Origin of the sequence: Massilia sp. Bi118, from assembly GCF_918697865.1 — a bacterium.
In the GTDB taxonomy this organism is placed as follows: domain Bacteria; phylum Pseudomonadota; class Gammaproteobacteria; order Burkholderiales; family Burkholderiaceae_D; genus Telluria.
Window position 1 is genome coordinate 23379 of record NZ_CAKKMV010000011.1, and the last position, 17260, is coordinate 40638.

Genomic DNA, 17260 nt, shown 5'->3' on the forward strand with positions numbered 1-17260 from the left:
GGCCTTGTGGTGAGAGACAATATCCCCAAGTATGCCCAGAGGCGTCCTTTGCAAACCGTGCGCTTGACCACATAGCTACGGTAAAATGCCTGTCATCTAACCCATCCAAACACCTTTTTCATGAGCATTGATAAGAACACCGCGGCTGCGGCAACGCCCGCGCCGTCGTCGAATTTTGTTCGCGCGATCGTCGAATCCGACCTCGCGGCAGGCACCCACACGCGCGAAGGCATGCCTTCGGTCATCACCCGCTTCCCGCCGGAGCCGAACGGCTACCTGCACGTGGGCCACGCCAAATCGATCTGCCTGAACTTCGGCCTGGCGCGCGACTACCAGGGCCGCTGCAACCTGCGCTTCGACGATACCAATCCGGAAAAGGAAGACCAGGAATACGTCGACACCATCATGGACAGCGTCAAGTGGCTGGGCTTTTCCTGGGAGCAAGGCGGCCAGGAACACCTGCACTACGCCAGCGACTATTTCGACCAGCTGTACGCAATGGCCGAGTACCTGATCGAGAAGGGCTATGCCTACGTCGACAGCCAGAGCGCCGAAGACATGTCGCGCAACCGCGGCAATTTCGGCACGCCGGGCACCAACTCGCCTTTCCGTAACCGCCCGGCCGAGGAATCGCTGCAGATCTTCCGTGACATGAAGGCCGGCAAGTACAAGGACGGCGAGCACATCCTGCGCGCCAAGATGAGCGAAGACGCGATGTCCTCGCCCATCATGACCAACCGCGACCCGGCCCTGTACCGCATCCGCCACGCGCATCACCACCGCACCGGCGACAAATGGTGCATCTACCCGATGTACGACTACACGCATCCGATCTCGGATGCGCTGGAGAACATCACCCACTCGCTGTGCACGCTCGAGTTCCAGGACCACCGCCCCTTCTACGACTGGCTGGTCGAGACCCTGGCCGAGGGCGGCTTCTTCCAGCGCCCGGTGCCGCGCCAGTACGAATTCTCGCGCCTCAACCTCACCTATGTGGTGATGTCGAAGCGCAAGCTGCGCGCCCTGGTCGACGAGCAGGTCGTCACCGGCTGGGACGACCCGCGCATGCCGACCATCGTCGGCCTGCGCCGCCGCGGCTACACGCCGGAATCGCTGCAGCTGTTCGCCGAGCGCATCGGCGTGTCCAAGGCCGACGGCTGGATCGACATGAGCACGCTGGAAGGCGCGCTGCGCGACGACCTCGATCCGAAGGCGCCGCGCGCGATTGCCGTGCTGCGTCCGCTGAAGCTCATCGTCGACAACTTCCCGGAAGGCGAAGCGGTCGAGTGCAGCGCCCCGGTCCACCCGCACCATCCGGAAATGGGCGCCCGCTCCTTCCCGTTCACGAAAGAGCTGTGGATCGAGCAGGAAGACTTCATGGAAGTCCCGAGCAAGGGCTACCACCGCTTCACCCCGCCGACCGCCGACAAGCCGGGCGCCCGCGTGCGCCTGAAGTATGGCTTCGTGGTCGAGTGCACCGGCTACGACAAGGACGAAAACGGCAAGGTCACCGCAGTCCACGTGAACTATTTCGAGGACTCGAAATCGGGCACGCCTGGCGCCGACAACTACAAGGTCAAGGGCAACATCACCTGGGTCAGCGCCGCGCAGGCCCTGGAAGCGGAAGTGCGCCTGTACGACCGCCTGTTCAGCGACCCGAACCCGGACGCCGGCGGCAAGGACTTCAGGGAAGTGCTCAACCCGAACGCGCTGGAAACCGTCACCGCTTACCTGGAGCCGGGCCTGAAGGCGGCGGAACCGGAGCAGCGCTTCCAGTTCGAGCGCCATGGCTACTTCGTGGCCGACCGCGTCGATTCGCAGCCGGGCAAGCCCGTGTTCAACCGTGTGACCACGCTGAAGGATAGCTGGGGCAAGTAAGCCGAGTCGGCAAACTGCCTGAAAAGGACGATGCCCGGTTGCGAACCGGGCTTTTTTTTATCGCAAGCGCATGCGACAACACAAACCTTCATTCACAATCCAGACACAAAATTGACAAAAATCAATCAAAAAAGTCGTCTTAATAGGATTGGCAACTCTCCAACCTGATAGGCTGGCAATTGCCTCCGAATTCCGTAATTTTAGGCAATGCGATCTTCGGCAGTGCCGCCGGGACGTTGCGGGGGAGCCAGCTATGCTGAGGGTACTGGGAGACAGGTTCTCGGTCACCAAGTTTTCGTTCTGGAGCGGGATACTGCTGTCGTCACTGATTGGCGGCCTGCTGTACGAGGTCACCCAGCGTTCGATCGAAAGCGATGCGGAAGAACGCTTCACGAACCACGCCAGGCAAGCCCAGGGCATCATCAACGTGCGCCTCAAATCCTACAGCGATCTCCTTCGCAACGCCGGCAGCATGTTGGGCAGCGCCGATCTCATCGACTACCGCCAGTTTCACGATTATGTGCAGCGTCTGCACCTCGCCAAGCATTATCCCGCAGTCGAAACCCTGAATTATGGCGTGTACATCGACGACACCCAGCGCGCCGCTTTCGAAGCCCGCCTGACCAAGGTAATGAGCGATCTGATGGAGCGCCCGATACAGGGCGCGATCAAGCCGCCCGGCGTACGCGAGCACTATCTGGCAACGCTGTACATTGAACCCGTGCCCAGGACGACCGAGCACTACGGCATCGACCTGATGGCCAACGCGTGGGTTGCAGGGCAAATCCTGGCCTCTCGCGACTCCGGGAAGATGCAGGCTTCCGGCACCCCGATTGCCGCACTGTCGGGACCGAACAACATCTTCCTCGGCATCCGCATGCCGATCTACCGGCATGGAGCGCCGCTCGACACGCTGGAGCAGCGCCGTACCTACTACCAGGGCTCGATCGGTATCGCCTTCAGCGTCCCCAAACTGCTGCAAGGCGTGCTCGACGAAACACCGGTGCCCGGCATGCGCATGACCCTGTTCGACACCGGCCCGCGCGCCGACGCCACGAAGGACGCTGCACGCTTCAGTCCACGGATCCTGTTCGACAGCGCGGGGACGCACGCGAACCCCACGCCCCCGCTCGACAGCGACGACAGCGCCTTCTCCGTCACCCTTCCGCTCGATTTCATCGGCCGGCCCTGGAAAACCACCTACAGCGTACGCAAGTCGGCCATGTACACCGGTCTCGATACCTATTCGCCGCGATTCATGATGAGCTTCGGCTTCATCGGCTCGATCCTGCTGTATGCGCTGCTGTACACGCTGGCGTCCTCGCGTCGGGCAGCCTTGAGTATTGCGCAGGAAATGACTCGGGAACTCAGGGAGAGCCAGCACAAGCTGCAGCGCTCGCACCACAAGCTGCGGCGTCTGGCCGACCACGCATACCAGATCAAGGAACTCGAACGCAAGCGCATCGCCCGGGAAATCCACGACGATCTCGGCCAGAACCTGCTCGCGTTGCGGATCGAGACCGAGATGCTAACCGAGCGCACCAGGACCAACCACCCGCACCTGCACAAGCGCGCCCGCAATACCCTGATGCAGATCGACACCACGATCAAGAGCGTACGCCAGATCATCAACGACCTGCGCCCGACCGTACTGGACCTCGGCTTGTCGGCCGCCGTCGAATGGCAGGTCAACCAGTTTCAGCGGCGCACGGGCATGGCCTGCACACTGCACGACGATCACGAGGAGGTAGCACTCAGCGATCATTGCGCGACGGCGGTCTTCCGCATCCTCCAGGAATCGCTGACGAATATTGTGCGGCACGCGCACGCCACCGAGGTCACAGTCGATCTGGCCGTGAACGACGGCATGCTGAACCTGAAGATATGCGACAACGGCTGCGGCCTGCCGCCCGGCGGGCGTAACAAGCATGGCTCATTCGGCTTGGTCGGCATCGAAGAACGCGTGCACATCCTTGGCGGCAGTTGCGCCATCTACAGCGGCGCGCAAGGCGGCACGGTCGTCAGTGTCTCAGTGCCGGTGAACCATGTACAAGATATGGCGCTCCCGCCCCAAGACGCGATAGCAAGTCCGGTCGTCGTCTAGCCGATGCTTTTCTGCAGTAGTCAATAAGAATATTCTGGTTACACGGTTCCAAAACTATTCATTCGGGTGTAGGCCGGTTTCGCAACGTTTAGGAATCATCTCTAGAAGATTTGCGCCTGCACAAGCACCCTCAGTTTTTGCTCAACTACATTGAATTCCTGCAAGGCAGCTCAACGACAACAATCCCATTTGCTGGTTGACAGCAGAAAGAGAGGACTCACCATTCAGCACGTCGACAACCAAAACTAGGGACTGCAATTCCATAAAAAACATTCGAAAAAATGAGGACGACCATGAATGCGAACGACCAATTCAAAGCAGTAATGGAACTCGATCTGGAACCGATCAAGGTAAAGCTCATGCATGTCGAATCTGGTGAAGGCTGGAGCCTGGAACAGGCCAACGCCGTCGAGAAGGAATACCGCCGTTTCCTGTGCCTGATGAAAAAGTATCCGCAGGCGGATACTGCCCCACTGGTGGACGTCGACACTTTCTGGCATTACCACATTCTCGACACCATGAAATACGCGACCGACTGCGAAAGGGTGTTCGGCTACTTCCTGCATCACTACCCCTACGTCGGCATGGGCGGCGAATCCGATGAGCAGGTGCGCGTCGACAGCGGGGAACGCATGCGCGAACTGTATGAGGCGACCTTCGGCGAGACCTACCCGGCACTGCGGGCAGACATTGCCGGCCAGGCTTCCGCTTACTGCGGTGCGGCGGTGAAGGCCGACAGCGCGTATTGCGGCGCTGCCGTGAAGATGCAGACGGCCTACTGCGGCGCTGCCGTGAAAGCTGCCACGGCCTACTGCGGTGCTGCCGTGAAAGCGCAGACGGCCTATTGCGGCGCGGCCGTAAAAGCCGAAACCGCCTACTGCGGCGCGGCCACCAAGGCCCAGACCGCTTACTGCGGGGCCGCTGTGAAGACCGACGTCGCTTACTGCGGCGCGGCGGTCAAGGCGGCTACCGCGTATTGCGGCGCTGCCGTGAAAGCCTCGACCGCCTACTGCGGCGCGGCGATCACCACGGCTGCAAGCCGCGAAGCCAAAACGGCACTGGCAGCCTGAAGCACGCGACGGCGCGCGCCGTCATGGCCCGCCCTCACCGGGCGGGCCTTTTCATTGGCGGCTCAGGCCGCGCCCAGGCCCGCATCCGCATCGTGGCGCACCATCAGCGCGCGCAGCTCGCGGATGCTGAAATCGGACACCTCGTGCATGCGCAGCAGGATGGTGGCGCCGATCGGCAGCGTGTTGTGGCGAATCTTGCTGATCACCGGCGGCGCAACTTCCAGCACGCGCGACAGCGCGGCATCGTTCTTCAGCCTGAGTTTGGTGATGATGGCGTCGAGAACCCGGTTGGGGTCGTAGACACCACCGTCCGGTATCCTTCTGATAGGCATGGTCTTCCTTCGAAAATGACAGTCCGTGGGATATTCTTCACTTTCCTCGTGGGGTCGTGAAAAATAAGCTAGTTTTGGGGTATTTGTAGTATTTATATGGCTGCGGAGCAGCAAGCCCAAATGATACACGGACCCCTTATCTTTTGCTTAAGAGTGCCTTATTTCGCCTTGTGCCGCCATCTGCAGCACCGCTTCCTCGACCCGGGGATAGCGCAGCGCCGCGCGTAGTTCGCGCTTGAGGCGGCCATTGTCGAGCCGGCGCGACTCCGACATGAAGGACAGCAGCATGGGCGACACCGCCTGTTCCAGTTCCGCGCGCGCCAGGCGCCGCGGCCGCGGCAGCCCGAAGGCGTCGGCCACGAGGTCGAAGTACTCGCCCATCTTCATGTGCGTGTCGTCGCTGGCGTTGTAGGCGCGGCCAGGGCGGGCGCGGAACAGCGCCAGTAGCGCCAGCCGGGCCAGGTCGTCGGCGTGGATGTGGTTGGTGTAGACGTCGTCCTGCGGCGCCAGCGCCGGCGTGCCCTGGCGCAGGCGCTCGAGCGGCAGGCGGTCGGCCGCGTAGATGCCGGGCGCGCGCAGGATGGACAGCTTCCCTTTCGACCCGACGGCCCAGGCGCGCAGCACCTGCTCGGCATCGACGCGGCGTTGCGCGCGGGCGTTGCGGGCGGCGCGCGGCGCGGTCTCGGATACCAGGGCGCCGCCGCGGTCGCCGTAGACGCCCGATGTGCTGATATAAACGACATGGGTGCCCTCGGGTAGAATGGCGGTCAAATTTCGCGTGCGCAGGTCCAGCGCGCCCTGCCGCGGCGGCGGCGCCAGGTGCACCACCCGTGGCGCCAGCCGCGCCAGGCGCTTCAGCGTCGCCGGCCGGTCGAGGTCGGCCACGATGGGAACCGCGCCCGCCGCCCGCAGCGCCGCGCAGCGCGCCGGCTGGCTGGTGACGGCGAACACGCGAAAGCGCTTCGCCACGAGCGGCAGCAGGCGCATGCCGACATCGCCGCAGCCGACGATCAGCAGGCGCGGCTTATCGAATCTGATCTTATTTTGAGTATTCATTCCGAGGATTGTATGACGTTCCAGATTACCGTTCAGCCCAGCGGCCACCACTACGAATGCGAGCAGGACGAAACCGTGCTCGCGGCGGCGATCCGTTCGGGCATCGGACTGCCCTACGGCTGCAAGAACGGCGCCTGCGGCTCCTGCAAGGGCAAGGTCGTCGAAGGCACGATCCACCACAAGCCGCACCAGCCGCGCGCCCTGTCCGAGCAGGAAAAGCTGCAGGGCTTCGCGCTGATGTGCTGCGCCGTGCCCGAAGGCGACGTCACGATCGAGGCGCGCGAAGTGGGCGGCAGCACCGACTACCCGGTGCGCAAGATGCCGACCCGCGTCACCGCGCTGCGCCGCGCCGCGCCGGACGTCGCCATCCTCAGCCTGCAGCTGCCGGCCAACGAAGCCCTGGCCTACCGCGCCGGCCAGTACGTCGAGTTCCTGCTGAAGGACGGCAAGCGCCGCGCCTACAGCATCGCCAACGCGCCCTCCTTCAGCGGCCCGCTGGAACTGCACATTCGGCATCTGCCGGGCGGCCTGTTCACCGACCACGTGTTCTCGACCATGAAGGAGCGCGACATCCTGCGCTTCGAAGGCCCGCTCGGCACCTTCTTCCTGCGCGAAGAATCGAGCAAGCCGATCGTCCTGCTGGCCTCCGGCACCGGCTTCGCGCCGGTCAAGGCCCTGGTCGAGCACATGATGCACCTGAAGTCCGAACGCCCGGTCCACCTGTACTGGGGCGGCCGCCGCCCGCAGGACCTGTACATGCACGAGCTGTGCGAACAGTGGGCGCGCGAGCTGCCGCACTTCCGCTACGTACCGGTGATCTCGGACGCGCTGCCGGAAGATGCGTGGCTTGGGCGCACCGGCTACGTACACGCCGCCGTGATGCAGGATATTCCCGACCTGTCGGGCTACCAGGTGTATGCTTGCGGTGCGCCGGTGATGGTCGATTCGGCCAGATCCGACTACGTGGCGCAGTGCGGCTTGCCGGCCGAGGAATTCTACGCGGACGCATTCACGACGGAGGCCGACCTCGCGCAGTCCTGATTGCTTTTTCAATCGATGAAAGGCTTGTCCATGCGTACTTCGCTTCGTTCCGCCCTCGTCTTCTCCGCTATTTCCGCCGCCCTGCTGGCCGGCTTGCCCGCTCATGCCGCCGGACAGGCAAACGCCTCCAGTTACCAGGCCGCGATCGCCAGCCCGATCCGCACCGACGACGACCGCAAGACCGACGCCAAGCGCAAGCCGGCCGAGTTCCTGGCCTTCGCGCAGGTCCGTCCCGGCATGAAGGCCTTCGACGTCTCCTCCGGCGCCGGCGCCACCGCGGCCCTGCTGACCGCTGCGGTGGGACCGAAGGGCGAAGTGTGGGCCCAGAACGCGAAGCCGAACGCCAGGCTGCAGGAACGCGTGGGCAACGCGACCCTGCCCAACCTGCACGCAGTGGTGGCCGACTTCAACGACCCGGTCCCGAAAGGCACGCCGCCGCTGGACCTCATCACCATCAACATGTCCTACCACGACATCGCCAACACCCCGGCCGACCGCGCGGCGATGAACAAGCGCCTGTACCAGGCCCTAAAGCCGGGCGGCCTGCTGGTCATCGTCGACAACGCGGCCAAGAAGGGTGCGGGCCTGTCCGCCACCAAGACCCTGCACCGCATCGACGAAGAGACGCTGGTCGACGAAGTGACCAAGGCCGGCTTCAAGGTCGATGGCCGCAGCGATTACCTGCACGTGGCCTCGGATCCGCACGAGCAGCCTTTCTTCAAGATGGATGCGCCGGACGACAAGTTTGCTGTCCGATTCAAGAAATAGTTAACGCGTCGTCCCCGCGAGTTAACTCGTCGTCCCCGCGAAGGCGGGGACCCAAGTTTGCAGGCCTTGCCTTAGCGCATACAACTTGGGTTCCCGCCTGCGCGGGAACGACGCTTCAACGCACGAGTCCAAGCGCCAAGCGTATGGACTGCGAGTTCATCCGACATCAGGCACAATGCGCGTTGGCATTCCAGCCAGCACCTTCTTTACATCTCATGTCACTCGGCGTCCTGCGTAACCGTAATCTCTCCTTTTATCTTTCCGCCCGCTTCCTGGGCACCCTGGCAGTCCAGATGCAGAGCGTGGCGGTCGGCTGGCAGGTCTACCAGATCACGCAAAGCCTGTTCGACCTCGGCCTGATCGGCCTGGCGCAGTTCGCGCCCTTCCTGGCCCTGATCCTGTGGGCCGGCCACGTGGCCGACACCCACAACCGCCGCACCATCATCCTGCTGTGCATGTGCACCCAGCTGCTGTGCAGCCTGCTGCTGGTCGGCTTCACGCTGTCCGGCAGCCACGTCGTGTGGCCGGTGTTCGCGATCCTGGTCCTGTACGGCAGCGCGCGCGCCTTCATGATGCCGGCCTCGCAGGCCGTGCTGCGCAACCTAGTGCCGACCCAGGACTTCTCGCAGGCGGTGGCGCTCAGCTCCTCGACCTTCCACGTGGCCGTGATCGCCGGCCCGGTGCTGGGCGGCCTGCTGTACGTGTTCGGGCCGAACGTGGTGTACACGGTATCGAGCGTGCTGCTGGCGCTGTCGGTGCTGCTGATGGCCGCCACGAAAAGCGCGCCGCAGGTCATGAACAAGGCGCCGGTCAGCTGGCACACGCTGCTGGAGGGCCTGCGCTTCGTGTGGTCGCGCCCGATCGTGTTGGGCGCGATCTCGCTCGACCTGTTCGCGGTGCTGTTCGGCGGCGCCACCGCCCTGCTGCCCGCCTATGCGCACGATGTCCTGGCGGCCGGCCCGACCGGCCTGGGCCTGCTGCGGACCGCGCCCGGCGCCGGCGCCGCGCTGTGCTCGATCCTGCTGGCCTTCTTCCCGATCCGCCGCAAGGTCGGCGCCTGGATGTTCGGCGGGGTCGCGCTGTTCGGCCTGGCCACCGTGACGATGGGCCTGACCAGCAGTTTCGCCATCGCGCTCGCCGCCCTGTTCCTGCTGGGCGCCGGCGACATGGTCAGCGTCTACGTCCGCCACCTGCTGGTGCAGTACGAGACCCCGGACGAGATCCGCGGCCGCGTCAGCGCCGTCAACTCCGTCTTCATCGGCGCCTCGAATGAACTGGGCGAGTTCGAATCGGGTCTTACCGCCAGCTGGTTCGGCCTGGTGCGCGCGATCCTGCTCGGCGGCGCCGCCACCCTGGTGGTCACCGGCACCTGGATGAAGCTGTTCCCGGTGCTGTCCCGCATGGACCGCTTCCCGCACCACGAAGCCGAGGAAGCCGCGCGCAAGGCGGGATGATGGACAAACTGCTGCTGCACCGCTTCATCCGTTCGCGCCCGCACCTGACGCTGGCGATCGGGTTCGGTGCTGTGGTCGGGCTGGCCTGGCCGGATTCGCATCCCTGGCTGCGCCGTGCCCTGATCGGCTGGAACGCCGGGGTCTGGATCTATTTGCTCGGGATGGCCTGGCTGATGACGCGCGCCGACCATCGCAAGGTGCGCGAGATCGCCAGCCGGCAGGACGAGAACGCCGGCCTGGTGCTGTTCACCCTGGTCGTCGCAGCCGTGCTGAGCCTGTACGCCATCGTCTCCGAACTGACCCGCATGGACCACCTGCCGTCCGACCAGGCCGCGCTGCGCTATGCCTTCACGGCGCTGACCGTGATCGGCTCCTGGCTGCTGGTCGGGGTGCTGTTCTGCTTCCACTACGCCCATTTGTACTACCGCGCGCCGCAGGACCGCCGCCCGCTGCGCTTCCCGGAACAGGACCAGGAAGGCGCGCGCCTCGAGCCGAACTACTGGGACTTCCTCTACTTTTCCTTCACCATCGCGGTGGCGGTCCAGACCTCGGACGTGACGGTGATGTCGCGCCCCATGCGCAAGCTGGTGCTGGGCCAGTCGGTGCTGGCCTTCTTTTTCAACCTGGCCATCCTCGGCCTGTCGATCAATATCGCCGCCAGCCTGGTGAACGCCTGAGCGCTTTCATCTGGGCGCGGCGAATTCACCGGACGGTGTAAGATCGTTTCAACAGTGTCAACTATTGGAGCGATTTATGGAAATCAACGTTAATACCGACAACACCATCGACCGCCACCAGGGCCTCGACGAGCGCGTGCGCGAAGCCGTCGAAGCCAGCGTCGGACGTTTCGAGCAGGTCCGCCGCGTGGACGTCCACCTGAGCAACCAGAACGGTCAGAAACACGCGGACGGCGACAATTACTGCATGATGGAAGCGCGCGTGGCCGGCTACGACGCGGTGGTCGTGCATGCCCACGCCGAGAACCTGCACCTGTCGATTTCGGGTGCGGCCAACAAGCTCAAGCGCGCTCTGGACAGCGCCCTGGGCCGCCTGAACGACAAGGCCAAGCGCGAACCGCTGCCGATCGGGGAAGATGTCGATCCGCTGTCGGTCAAGGGCCTGACCGATAATCAATAAGTTTCAAGCATCTCCCGGAGCCTGCGCAGATAGCGCAGGCCTTCGAGGGCCCGGCTGCCGTACCAGGACATCATCTCCCCGTCGACCAGATAAACCGGAATGCCAAGCTGCTTTTCCAGCGCGTCGGCATGTTCTTCCGTGAAGCGGTAGGGCTCGGTCGACAGCAGCACCGCATCCAGCCCGTCCACCAGCGCCTGCGACCACTCGAAGCGCGGATAGCGCTCCCCCTTCCCAAGTTGCGGCACCTGCCAGCCCAGTTCGGCCAGCATGCTGGCGATATAGGTTTCGCCCGACACCGTCATCCAAGGATCCTGCCAGATGCAGTACAGGACCGTCCTCGCCGGTCCCGGCGGCAGCGCTTTCAAGGCCGCGTATTCCTGCTCGAATGCGGCGCACCAGCGTTCGGCAGCGTCCTCCGCACCGAAGATCCCGCCCATCAGGCGCGCCAGGTCGAGGTTGTCGCGCGGCGCGTTCGGGTGCGTGACCACCACGTGCGGCACGAATTCGGCCAGCCGGTCCACGGTCGGCTTCTCGTTCTCGTCGATGTTGACCACCACGTGGGTCGGCGCCAGCTTGCGGATCTTGTCGATGTTGACGTCCTTGGTGCCGCCCACCTTGGGGATGGCGGCCACGATGTCCTGCGGGTGGATGCAGAAGCCGGTGCGCCCGACCAGCCGACCGGCCAGGCCCAGTTCGCACAGCAGTTCGGTAATCGAGGGCACCAGGCAGACGATGCGGGCGTCCGGGGCCGCTGCGTGGTACTGGCCGAGCGCGTCGGTGAAAGTAGGCGATGGATTCATAGGCAGTATTGAAACACTGTTGTTTATCGGACGCCAAGTGTCGGTTTAGAAGTTGCAATGCGGTATGATTTCGAGCTCGTCAATATTCGTCATCTACCTGGGGTTGCATTGAAGATCATCGGCGCCTTCGGCGCGTCCCGCTACACCATCCGCGAGCTGGAGCTGTTTCGCGATGCCGACACCCCGCCGGTGGCGGCGCTGCTGGCTGCGTGCCCGGTGGTGAAGGTGGCGAAGGGCGAACCGGTCGAAGATGGCCTGCGCGCGCGCCTCTACGTCGTGCTGTCCGGCTCGCTCGGCGTGCAGCCGGCGACGGCCGCCGGCGAAGGCGAGATCCAGCGCGTCCTGCCCGGCGAGAGCGTGGGCGAGCAGTCGGTGCTGGACGATGCGGCCAACCTGGACGCCATCACGGCGCTGGACGACAGCGAGCTGCTGGTGATCGAGCCGGCCCTGGTCTGGCGCCTGATCGACGAGGGCAACGGCGTCGCCCGCAACCTGCTGCGCCTGCTGTCTTTCCGCATCCGCGCCGCCAATGCCCTGCTGCGGCGGCGCCAAAAGCTGGGCGAGTTCTACCGCCAGCTGTCGATGAACGACGGCCTGACCGGCCTCTACAACCGCGCCTGGCTGAACGACATGCTGCCCAAGCTGGTGGCGCGGGCGCGCATGGACCGCACCCCGCTGTCGCTGGTGATGATCGACCTCGACCACTTCAAGCGCTTCAACGACACCCACGGCCACATGGCCGGCGACACGGCCCTGGCCACCGCCGCCGCCGTGATCCGCAGCGCCCTGCGCCCCTCGGACTTTGCGGTGCGCTATGGCGGCGAGGAATTGATGGCGATCCTGCCGAACACCAACCGCACGCTCGCCATGATGGTGGCCGAGCGCCTGTGCGCGCGGATGCGCGAGGCGGTCGTGTTCGACGACATGCGCATCGCCCTGCCCCACCTGACGGGCTCTTTCGGCGTTGCCAGCCTGGGCGCGGAGCAGGACGAGCGCAGCCTGGTCGAGGCCGCCGATGCGGCGCTCTACCGCGCCAAGGAGGCGGGACGGGACCGCATCCACGTGTGAAGGTTCCGTTTTCAGGCTTGCGGCCGGGCTTGGGAATGAACAGAGCGGCAAGTTAGAATGGCATATCGCAATTCATGAGCAGCGCCTCCGTGAGCAACCATACCTTCCTCTGGCACGACTACGAAACCTTCGGCGCGGTGCCGCGTCGCGATCGCCCGGCCCAGTTCGCCGCGATCCGCACGGACGCGGAACTGAACGAGATCGGCGAACCGGTCATGATCTATTGCCAGCCGGCGCCCGACTACCTGCCGGATCCGCAGGCCTGCCTGATCACCGGCATCACGCCCCAGCACTGCCTGGAGCACGGCGTGCCGGAGCACGAGTTCGCGAAACGCGTGTGCGAAGCTTTCAGCGAGCCGGGCACGATCGGGGTCGGCTACAACACCATCCGCTTCGACGACGAAGTCACCCGCTTCCTCTTCTGGCGCAACATGATCGACCCGTATGCGCGCGAATGGCAGAACGGCTGCGGCCGCTGGGACCTGCTGGACGTGGTGCGCATGACCTATGCGCTGCGCCCGGATGGCATCAGCTGGCCGATGAAGGAAGACGGCAAGCCCAGCTTCCGCCTCGAAGACCTGACCCGCGCCAACGGCCTGGTGCACGAAGCCGCGCACGACGCACTGTCCGACGTGCGCGCGACCATCGCGATGGCGCGCCTGATCCGCAGCAAGCAGCCCAAGCTGTTCGACTTCTGCCTGGAGCTGCGCCGCAAGGACAAGGTGGCCAGCGAGATGGGCCTGCACCTGGAGCGCGGCCAGCGCCGCCCCGTCCTGCACGTGTCCGGCATGTTCCCGGCCGAGCGCGGCTGCCTGGGCCTGGTGTGGCCGCTGGCCTCGCACCCGACCAACAAGAACGAGGTGCTGGTCTGGGACTGCCGCCACGATCCATCCGAGCTCTTTGGCCTGAGCGTGGAGACGATCCGCGAGCGCCTGTTCACGCGCGCCGCCGAGATGCCGGAAGGGGTATCCCGCCTGCCGATCAAGAGCGTGCACCTGAATAAATCGCCGATGCTGGTCGGGAACCTGCGCACGCTGGACCCGAAGCTGGCGGCGAAATGGCAGCTGGATATCGAGCAGTGCATGGCGCATGCGCGCATCGCCGCCGATGGGCCGGACATGAGCGCGGTGTGGCAGAAGGTGTTCCAGCGACCCGGGAGCGAGTCAGGGGCCGGGACCGACGTCGACGAAGGCCTGTACAACGGTTTTGTTTCGCAGGGCGACCGGCGCCAGCTGGAGTCGCTGCGCGGCGAGCATCCGGCCCGCCTGATGGACCGGCAGCCGAGTTTCGAGGATGAACGGCTGTCCGAGATCCTGTTCCGCTATCGCTGCCGCAACTTCCCGCATACTTTGCAGGAAGCGGAAATGGAAAGCTGGGAAGCGCACCGCGCCGCGCGCCTGTTCGAGGGCGCCGGCGGGGCGAGGACGATCGATCAGTTGTTTGCCGAGATCGATGCGCTGTCGGAGACGGCGGATGAGCGGGCGGAGGCGATTCTGGGCGCGCTGTACGATTACGCTGAATCCATCGCCCCGCAGCGGTATTGAAAATTACGCGCGATACTGGTTGATCGCGTCGCGCGTCTCCATCGCCACCCGCCGCGCCGCGGCGGCGAAATCCTCATCGCCCTGCGGCTGCGCGTACAAAATCGCGCGCGAGGAATTGATCATCATCCCCGCGCCGTGCGCCGTGCGGCCCGATTTCACCGTCGCCGCGATGTCGCCGCCCTGGGCGCCGATGCCCGGCACCAGCAGCGGCATGTCGCCGACGATGGCGCGGACCTGGGCCAGTTCTTCCGGGAAGGTGGCGCCGACCACCAGCGCGCACTGGCCGTTCCTGTTCCATTTTTCGGCCACCAGCTGCGCCACGTGCTGGTACAGCGGGCGCCCGCCGACGTCGAGGAACTGCAGGTCGGAGCCGCCCGCGTTCGAGGTCCGGCACAGCACGATCACGCCGCGGTCCGCCCATTCCATGTAGGGCTCCACCGAATCGAAGCCCATGTAGGGGCTGACGGTGACGGCATCCGCGCCGTAGCGGTCGAAGGCTTCGCGCGCATACTGGCGCGCCGTGGCGCCGATGTCGCCGCGCTTCGAGTCCAGGATCAGCGGGACCTGCGGATAGTGCTCCTTGATATGGCGGCACACGGTTTCCAGCTGGTCTTCCGCGCCCAGCGCCGCGAAATAGGCAATCTGCGGCTTGAAGGCGCAGGCCAGGTCGGCGGTCGCGTCGACGATGGCCTTGCAGAATTCGGCGATGCCTTCCGGGTGATCGCGCAGGTGCGCGGGGAAGCGCTCGATATCCGGGTCGAGTCCCACACACAGCAGGGAATCGTTGCTGCGCCAGGCGGCGTTCAGCTTGTCGATGAAGTTCATGGCAGGCCCTTGGTCACTTGTTGCAAACCCTCTATTGTACCGCGCTAAACCGGCGCTGCCGTCCGCGTTTCGGCCGGACGCCGCCGCTCGGCCAATTCAGGTATATTTTTAGTCATTCGACAACTCGCGACGGACTTCATCATGAAGAAATCTTCTGCGGCGCCTTCCCTGTTCACGCGCTGGGCCGCCAAAATGTTGGCCACGGTCCTGGCCACGCTGTTGACTGGAGCGCTGCTGTCCGGCTGCGGCTACAACCAGTTCCAGGCCAAGGACGAGGCGACCAAGGCCGCCTGGGGCGAAGTGGTCAACCAGTACCAGCGCCGCGCCGACCTGATTCCGAACCTGGTCAACGTCGTCAAGGGCTATGCCACCCACGAACGCGAAACCCTGGAAGCCGTCACCCGCGCGCGTGCCGCCGCGACCAGCTTCCAGATCACGCCGGAAGTCCTGAACAATCCGGAAGCCTTCCAGAAGTTCCAGCAGGTCCAGGGCGAGCTGTCGAGCGCGCTGTCGCGCCTGATGGCGGTGTCGGAGGCGTATCCGAACCTGAAGGCCGATACCCAGTTCCGCGACCTGCAATCGCAGCTGGAGGGTACCGAAAACCGCATCACGGTGGCGCGCCAGCGCTACATCGCCGCGGTCCAGGACTACAACGTGCTGGCGCGCAGCTTCCCGACCAACCTGACGGCCAAGATGTTCGGCTACGCGCCCAAGCCTTCGTTCACGGTCGAGAACGAGCGTTCGATCTCGACCGCGCCCAAGGTCGACTTCGGCAAGTAAGCGGACGCCCGGACGATGAAACCGCTGCTGCGCCTGCTCTGGATCTTCGCGCTTGCCCTGCTCTACGCCGGGCAGGCATCGGCGCAGCTGAAAACCGTGCCCGCGTACACGGCGCGCGTGACCGACCAGGCCGGGATGCTGACGCCCGAGCAACGCCAGAACCTGGAGCGCGTGCTGGCCGACTATGAAACCCAGACCGGCAGCCAGATCGCCGTGCTGCTGGTGAAGTCGACCGAACCCGAGGCCATTGAGCAGTACAGCATCCGCGTGGCCGAGGCCTGGAAGCTGGGCCGCAAGGGCGTCGACGACGGCGTGCTGCTGATGGTCGCGCGCGACAATCCGTCGTCGCTGCGGCGCCTGCGCATCGAAGCCGGGCGCGGCGTGCAGGGCGTGCTGACCGACGCCCAGTCGAAACGCATCCTGCAGGACACGATCGCCCCGCACTTTCGCCAGAACGATTACTACGGCGGCCTGGTCGCCGGGGTCGGCGCGATTTCCGCCCTCCTCAACCAGGAAAAATTCCCCGCGCCCCAGGCCGGGCAAGGCCAGGCGCAACAGCAGGCCCAGGACGAGGACGGCGGCCCCGGCATCGTGATGAGCATCTTCTTCATCGTCATCGCCCTGACGGTGCTGCGCTCGGTGTTCAGCCCGCGCCGTTCGCGGCTGTCGCAGCCGGGCATCGGGCGGCGCTTCGACAATGGCTGGAACAGCGGCGCCACCGGCTTCATCCTCGGCAGCATCCTCAGCAACATGAACAGCGGACGCTACCGCGGCGGCGGCGGATTCTCGGGCGGCGGCGGCTTTTCGGATGGCGGCGGCTTTTCCGGCGGCGGCGGCGGCAGTTTCGACGGCGGCGGCGCCTCGGGAGACTGGTAATGGACACGGCACAGAACAATCCCGGCCGCTTCAGGCGCAGCCTCCGCCACCTGCTCAGCACGCGGACCGAAGCCGCCCGCCTGTTTCCGCCGGCGACCCTGGAAGCCATCGCCGAAGCGATCACGGCCGGCGAACAGACCCACCGCGGCGAAGTCCGCCTGATCGTCGAGAAATCCCTGCCGCTGTCGGCGGTGTGGGATGCCATGAGCAACCGCCAGCGCGCGCTGGCCCTGTTTGCCGACTACGCAATCTGGGATACCGAGGATAACTGCGGCGTCCTCATCTACGTCAACCTGGCCGACCACAAGGTCGACATCGTGGCCGACCGCGGCATCAACCGCCGCATCGAACCCGCCACCTGGCAGGCGATCTGCAACACCATGACCGCCGGCTTTGCCCAGGGCCGCTTCCACGACGCCACGCTCGAGGCCGTCCAGCAGGTCAATGCGCTGCTGCGCCAGCATTTCCCATCGAACGGCGCGCGGCCGAACGAGCTGCCGGACAAGCCTTTGATGCTCTAGCGCCTG

The 17260-nt window shown here is 65.0% G+C and carries 17 protein-coding genes; 13 read left to right on the top strand and 4 right to left on the bottom strand.

Annotation, left to right across the window (positions count from 1 at the left end; genetic code table 11):
* The first annotated feature begins 120 nt into the window (after nucleotides 1-120).
* The 3 genes from LQV39_RS16960 to LQV39_RS16970 all read left to right on the top strand — a co-directional run bounded on the left by LQV39_RS16960 (nucleotide 121) and on the right by LQV39_RS16970 (nucleotide 5052).
* A complete protein-coding gene (locus tag LQV39_RS16960; RefSeq protein WP_230027317.1) occupies nucleotides 121-1878 on the top strand; it encodes a glutamine--tRNA ligase/YqeY domain fusion protein in 1758 nt (585 codons plus the stop codon).
* Between the two features lie 253 nt (nucleotides 1879-2131).
* A complete protein-coding gene (locus LQV39_RS16965; protein WP_230027318.1) occupies nucleotides 2132-3982 on the top strand; it encodes a CHASE domain-containing protein in 1851 nt (616 codons plus the stop codon).
* Nucleotides 3983-4275: 293 nt separating this feature from the next.
* The gene (locus LQV39_RS16970) at nucleotides 4276-5052 is read left to right on the top strand and encodes a hypothetical protein (RefSeq protein ID WP_230027319.1); all 777 of its coding nucleotides are present in this window, start codon (nucleotides 4276-4278) and stop codon (nucleotides 5050-5052) included.
* A gap of 62 nt (nucleotides 5053-5114) precedes the next feature.
* On the opposite strand, the gene LQV39_RS16975 is transcribed toward LQV39_RS16970, so the two are convergent.
* Both LQV39_RS16975 and LQV39_RS16980 read right to left on the bottom strand, forming a co-directional pair.
* Nucleotides 5115-5384 (bottom strand): hypothetical protein, encoded by a 270-nt coding sequence (locus tag LQV39_RS16975; protein ID WP_230027320.1) that lies wholly within the window; start codon nucleotides 5382-5384, stop codon nucleotides 5115-5117.
* Nucleotides 5385-5531: 147 nt separating this feature from the next.
* Nucleotides 5532-6440 (bottom strand): NAD-binding protein, encoded by a 909-nt coding sequence (locus LQV39_RS16980; RefSeq protein WP_230027321.1) that lies wholly within the window; start codon nucleotides 6438-6440, stop codon nucleotides 5532-5534.
* 12 nt (nucleotides 6441-6452) lie between these two features.
* On the opposite strand from LQV39_RS16980, the gene LQV39_RS16985 reads away from it, so the two are divergent.
* The 5 genes from LQV39_RS16985 (at nucleotide 6453) to LQV39_RS17005 (ending at nucleotide 10840) form a co-directional block, all read left to right on the top strand.
* Nucleotides 6453-7481 carry a CDP-6-deoxy-delta-3,4-glucoseen reductase gene (locus tag LQV39_RS16985; protein ID WP_230027322.1) on the top strand — a complete coding sequence of 343 codons (1029 nt, stop codon included), beginning with the start codon at nucleotides 6453-6455 and terminating at the stop codon, nucleotides 7479-7481.
* 30 nt (nucleotides 7482-7511) lie between these two features.
* Nucleotides 7512-8249: a class I SAM-dependent methyltransferase gene (locus tag LQV39_RS16990; protein ID WP_230027323.1), complete on the top strand. Its 738-nt coding sequence runs from the start codon at nucleotides 7512-7514 to the stop codon at nucleotides 8247-8249.
* A gap of 215 nt (nucleotides 8250-8464) precedes the next feature.
* Nucleotides 8465-9703: an MFS transporter gene (locus tag LQV39_RS16995; RefSeq protein ID WP_230027324.1), complete on the top strand. Its 1239-nt coding sequence runs from the start codon at nucleotides 8465-8467 to the stop codon at nucleotides 9701-9703.
* Nucleotides 9700-10380 carry a DUF1345 domain-containing protein gene (locus LQV39_RS17000; RefSeq protein WP_230027325.1) on the top strand — a complete coding sequence of 227 codons (681 nt, stop codon included), beginning with the start codon at nucleotides 9700-9702 and terminating at the stop codon, nucleotides 10378-10380. The genes LQV39_RS16995 and LQV39_RS17000 overlap by 4 nt, the downstream gene beginning before the upstream one ends.
* A gap of 76 nt (nucleotides 10381-10456) precedes the next feature.
* Nucleotides 10457-10840, top strand: a complete 384-nt coding sequence (locus tag LQV39_RS17005; RefSeq protein WP_230027326.1) for an HPF/RaiA family ribosome-associated protein — start codon at nucleotides 10457-10459, stop codon at nucleotides 10838-10840.
* Here the strand turns inward: LQV39_RS17005 and LQV39_RS17010 are convergent.
* Nucleotides 10834-11640, bottom strand: a complete 807-nt coding sequence (locus tag LQV39_RS17010) for a helical backbone metal receptor (RefSeq protein ID WP_230027327.1) — start codon at nucleotides 11638-11640, stop codon at nucleotides 10834-10836. The genes LQV39_RS17005 and LQV39_RS17010 overlap by 7 nt on opposite strands.
* Before the next feature lie 108 nt (nucleotides 11641-11748).
* On the opposite strand from LQV39_RS17010, the gene LQV39_RS17015 reads away from it, so the two are divergent.
* Nucleotides 11749-12708, top strand: a complete 960-nt coding sequence (locus LQV39_RS17015) for a diguanylate cyclase (RefSeq protein WP_230027328.1) — start codon at nucleotides 11749-11751, stop codon at nucleotides 12706-12708.
* Nucleotides 12709-12797: 89 nt separating this feature from the next.
* Entirely contained in the window at nucleotides 12798-14252 is a 1455-nt protein-coding gene (gene sbcB, locus LQV39_RS17020; RefSeq protein WP_374199440.1) for an exodeoxyribonuclease I, read from the top strand.
* Between the two features lie 3 nt (nucleotides 14253-14255).
* On the opposite strand, the gene pyrF is transcribed toward sbcB, so the two are convergent.
* Nucleotides 14256-15077, bottom strand: coding sequence for an orotidine-5'-phosphate decarboxylase (gene pyrF / locus LQV39_RS17025; protein ID WP_230027330.1), 822 nt, complete (start codon nucleotides 15075-15077; stop codon nucleotides 14256-14258).
* 192 nt (nucleotides 15078-15269) lie between these two features.
* Between pyrF and LQV39_RS17030 the strand changes: the two genes are divergently transcribed.
* Genes LQV39_RS17030 through LQV39_RS17040 form a run of 3 tightly spaced genes read left to right on the top strand, consistent with a single transcriptional unit; the run spans nucleotide 15270 to nucleotide 17254 of the window.
* On the top strand, nucleotides 15270-15857 hold the full coding sequence (locus LQV39_RS17030) for a LemA family protein (RefSeq protein ID WP_230027473.1): 588 nt from the start codon (nucleotides 15270-15272) through the stop codon (nucleotides 15855-15857).
* A gap of 15 nt (nucleotides 15858-15872) precedes the next feature.
* Nucleotides 15873-16733: a YgcG family protein gene (locus tag LQV39_RS17035; RefSeq protein WP_230027331.1), complete on the top strand. Its 861-nt coding sequence runs from the start codon at nucleotides 15873-15875 to the stop codon at nucleotides 16731-16733.
* Entirely contained in the window at nucleotides 16733-17254 is a 522-nt protein-coding gene (locus LQV39_RS17040; protein WP_230027332.1) for a TPM domain-containing protein, read from the top strand. Before LQV39_RS17035 ends, LQV39_RS17040 begins: the two co-directional genes overlap by 1 nt.
* The last annotated feature ends 6 nt before the right edge of the window (nucleotides 17255-17260 follow it).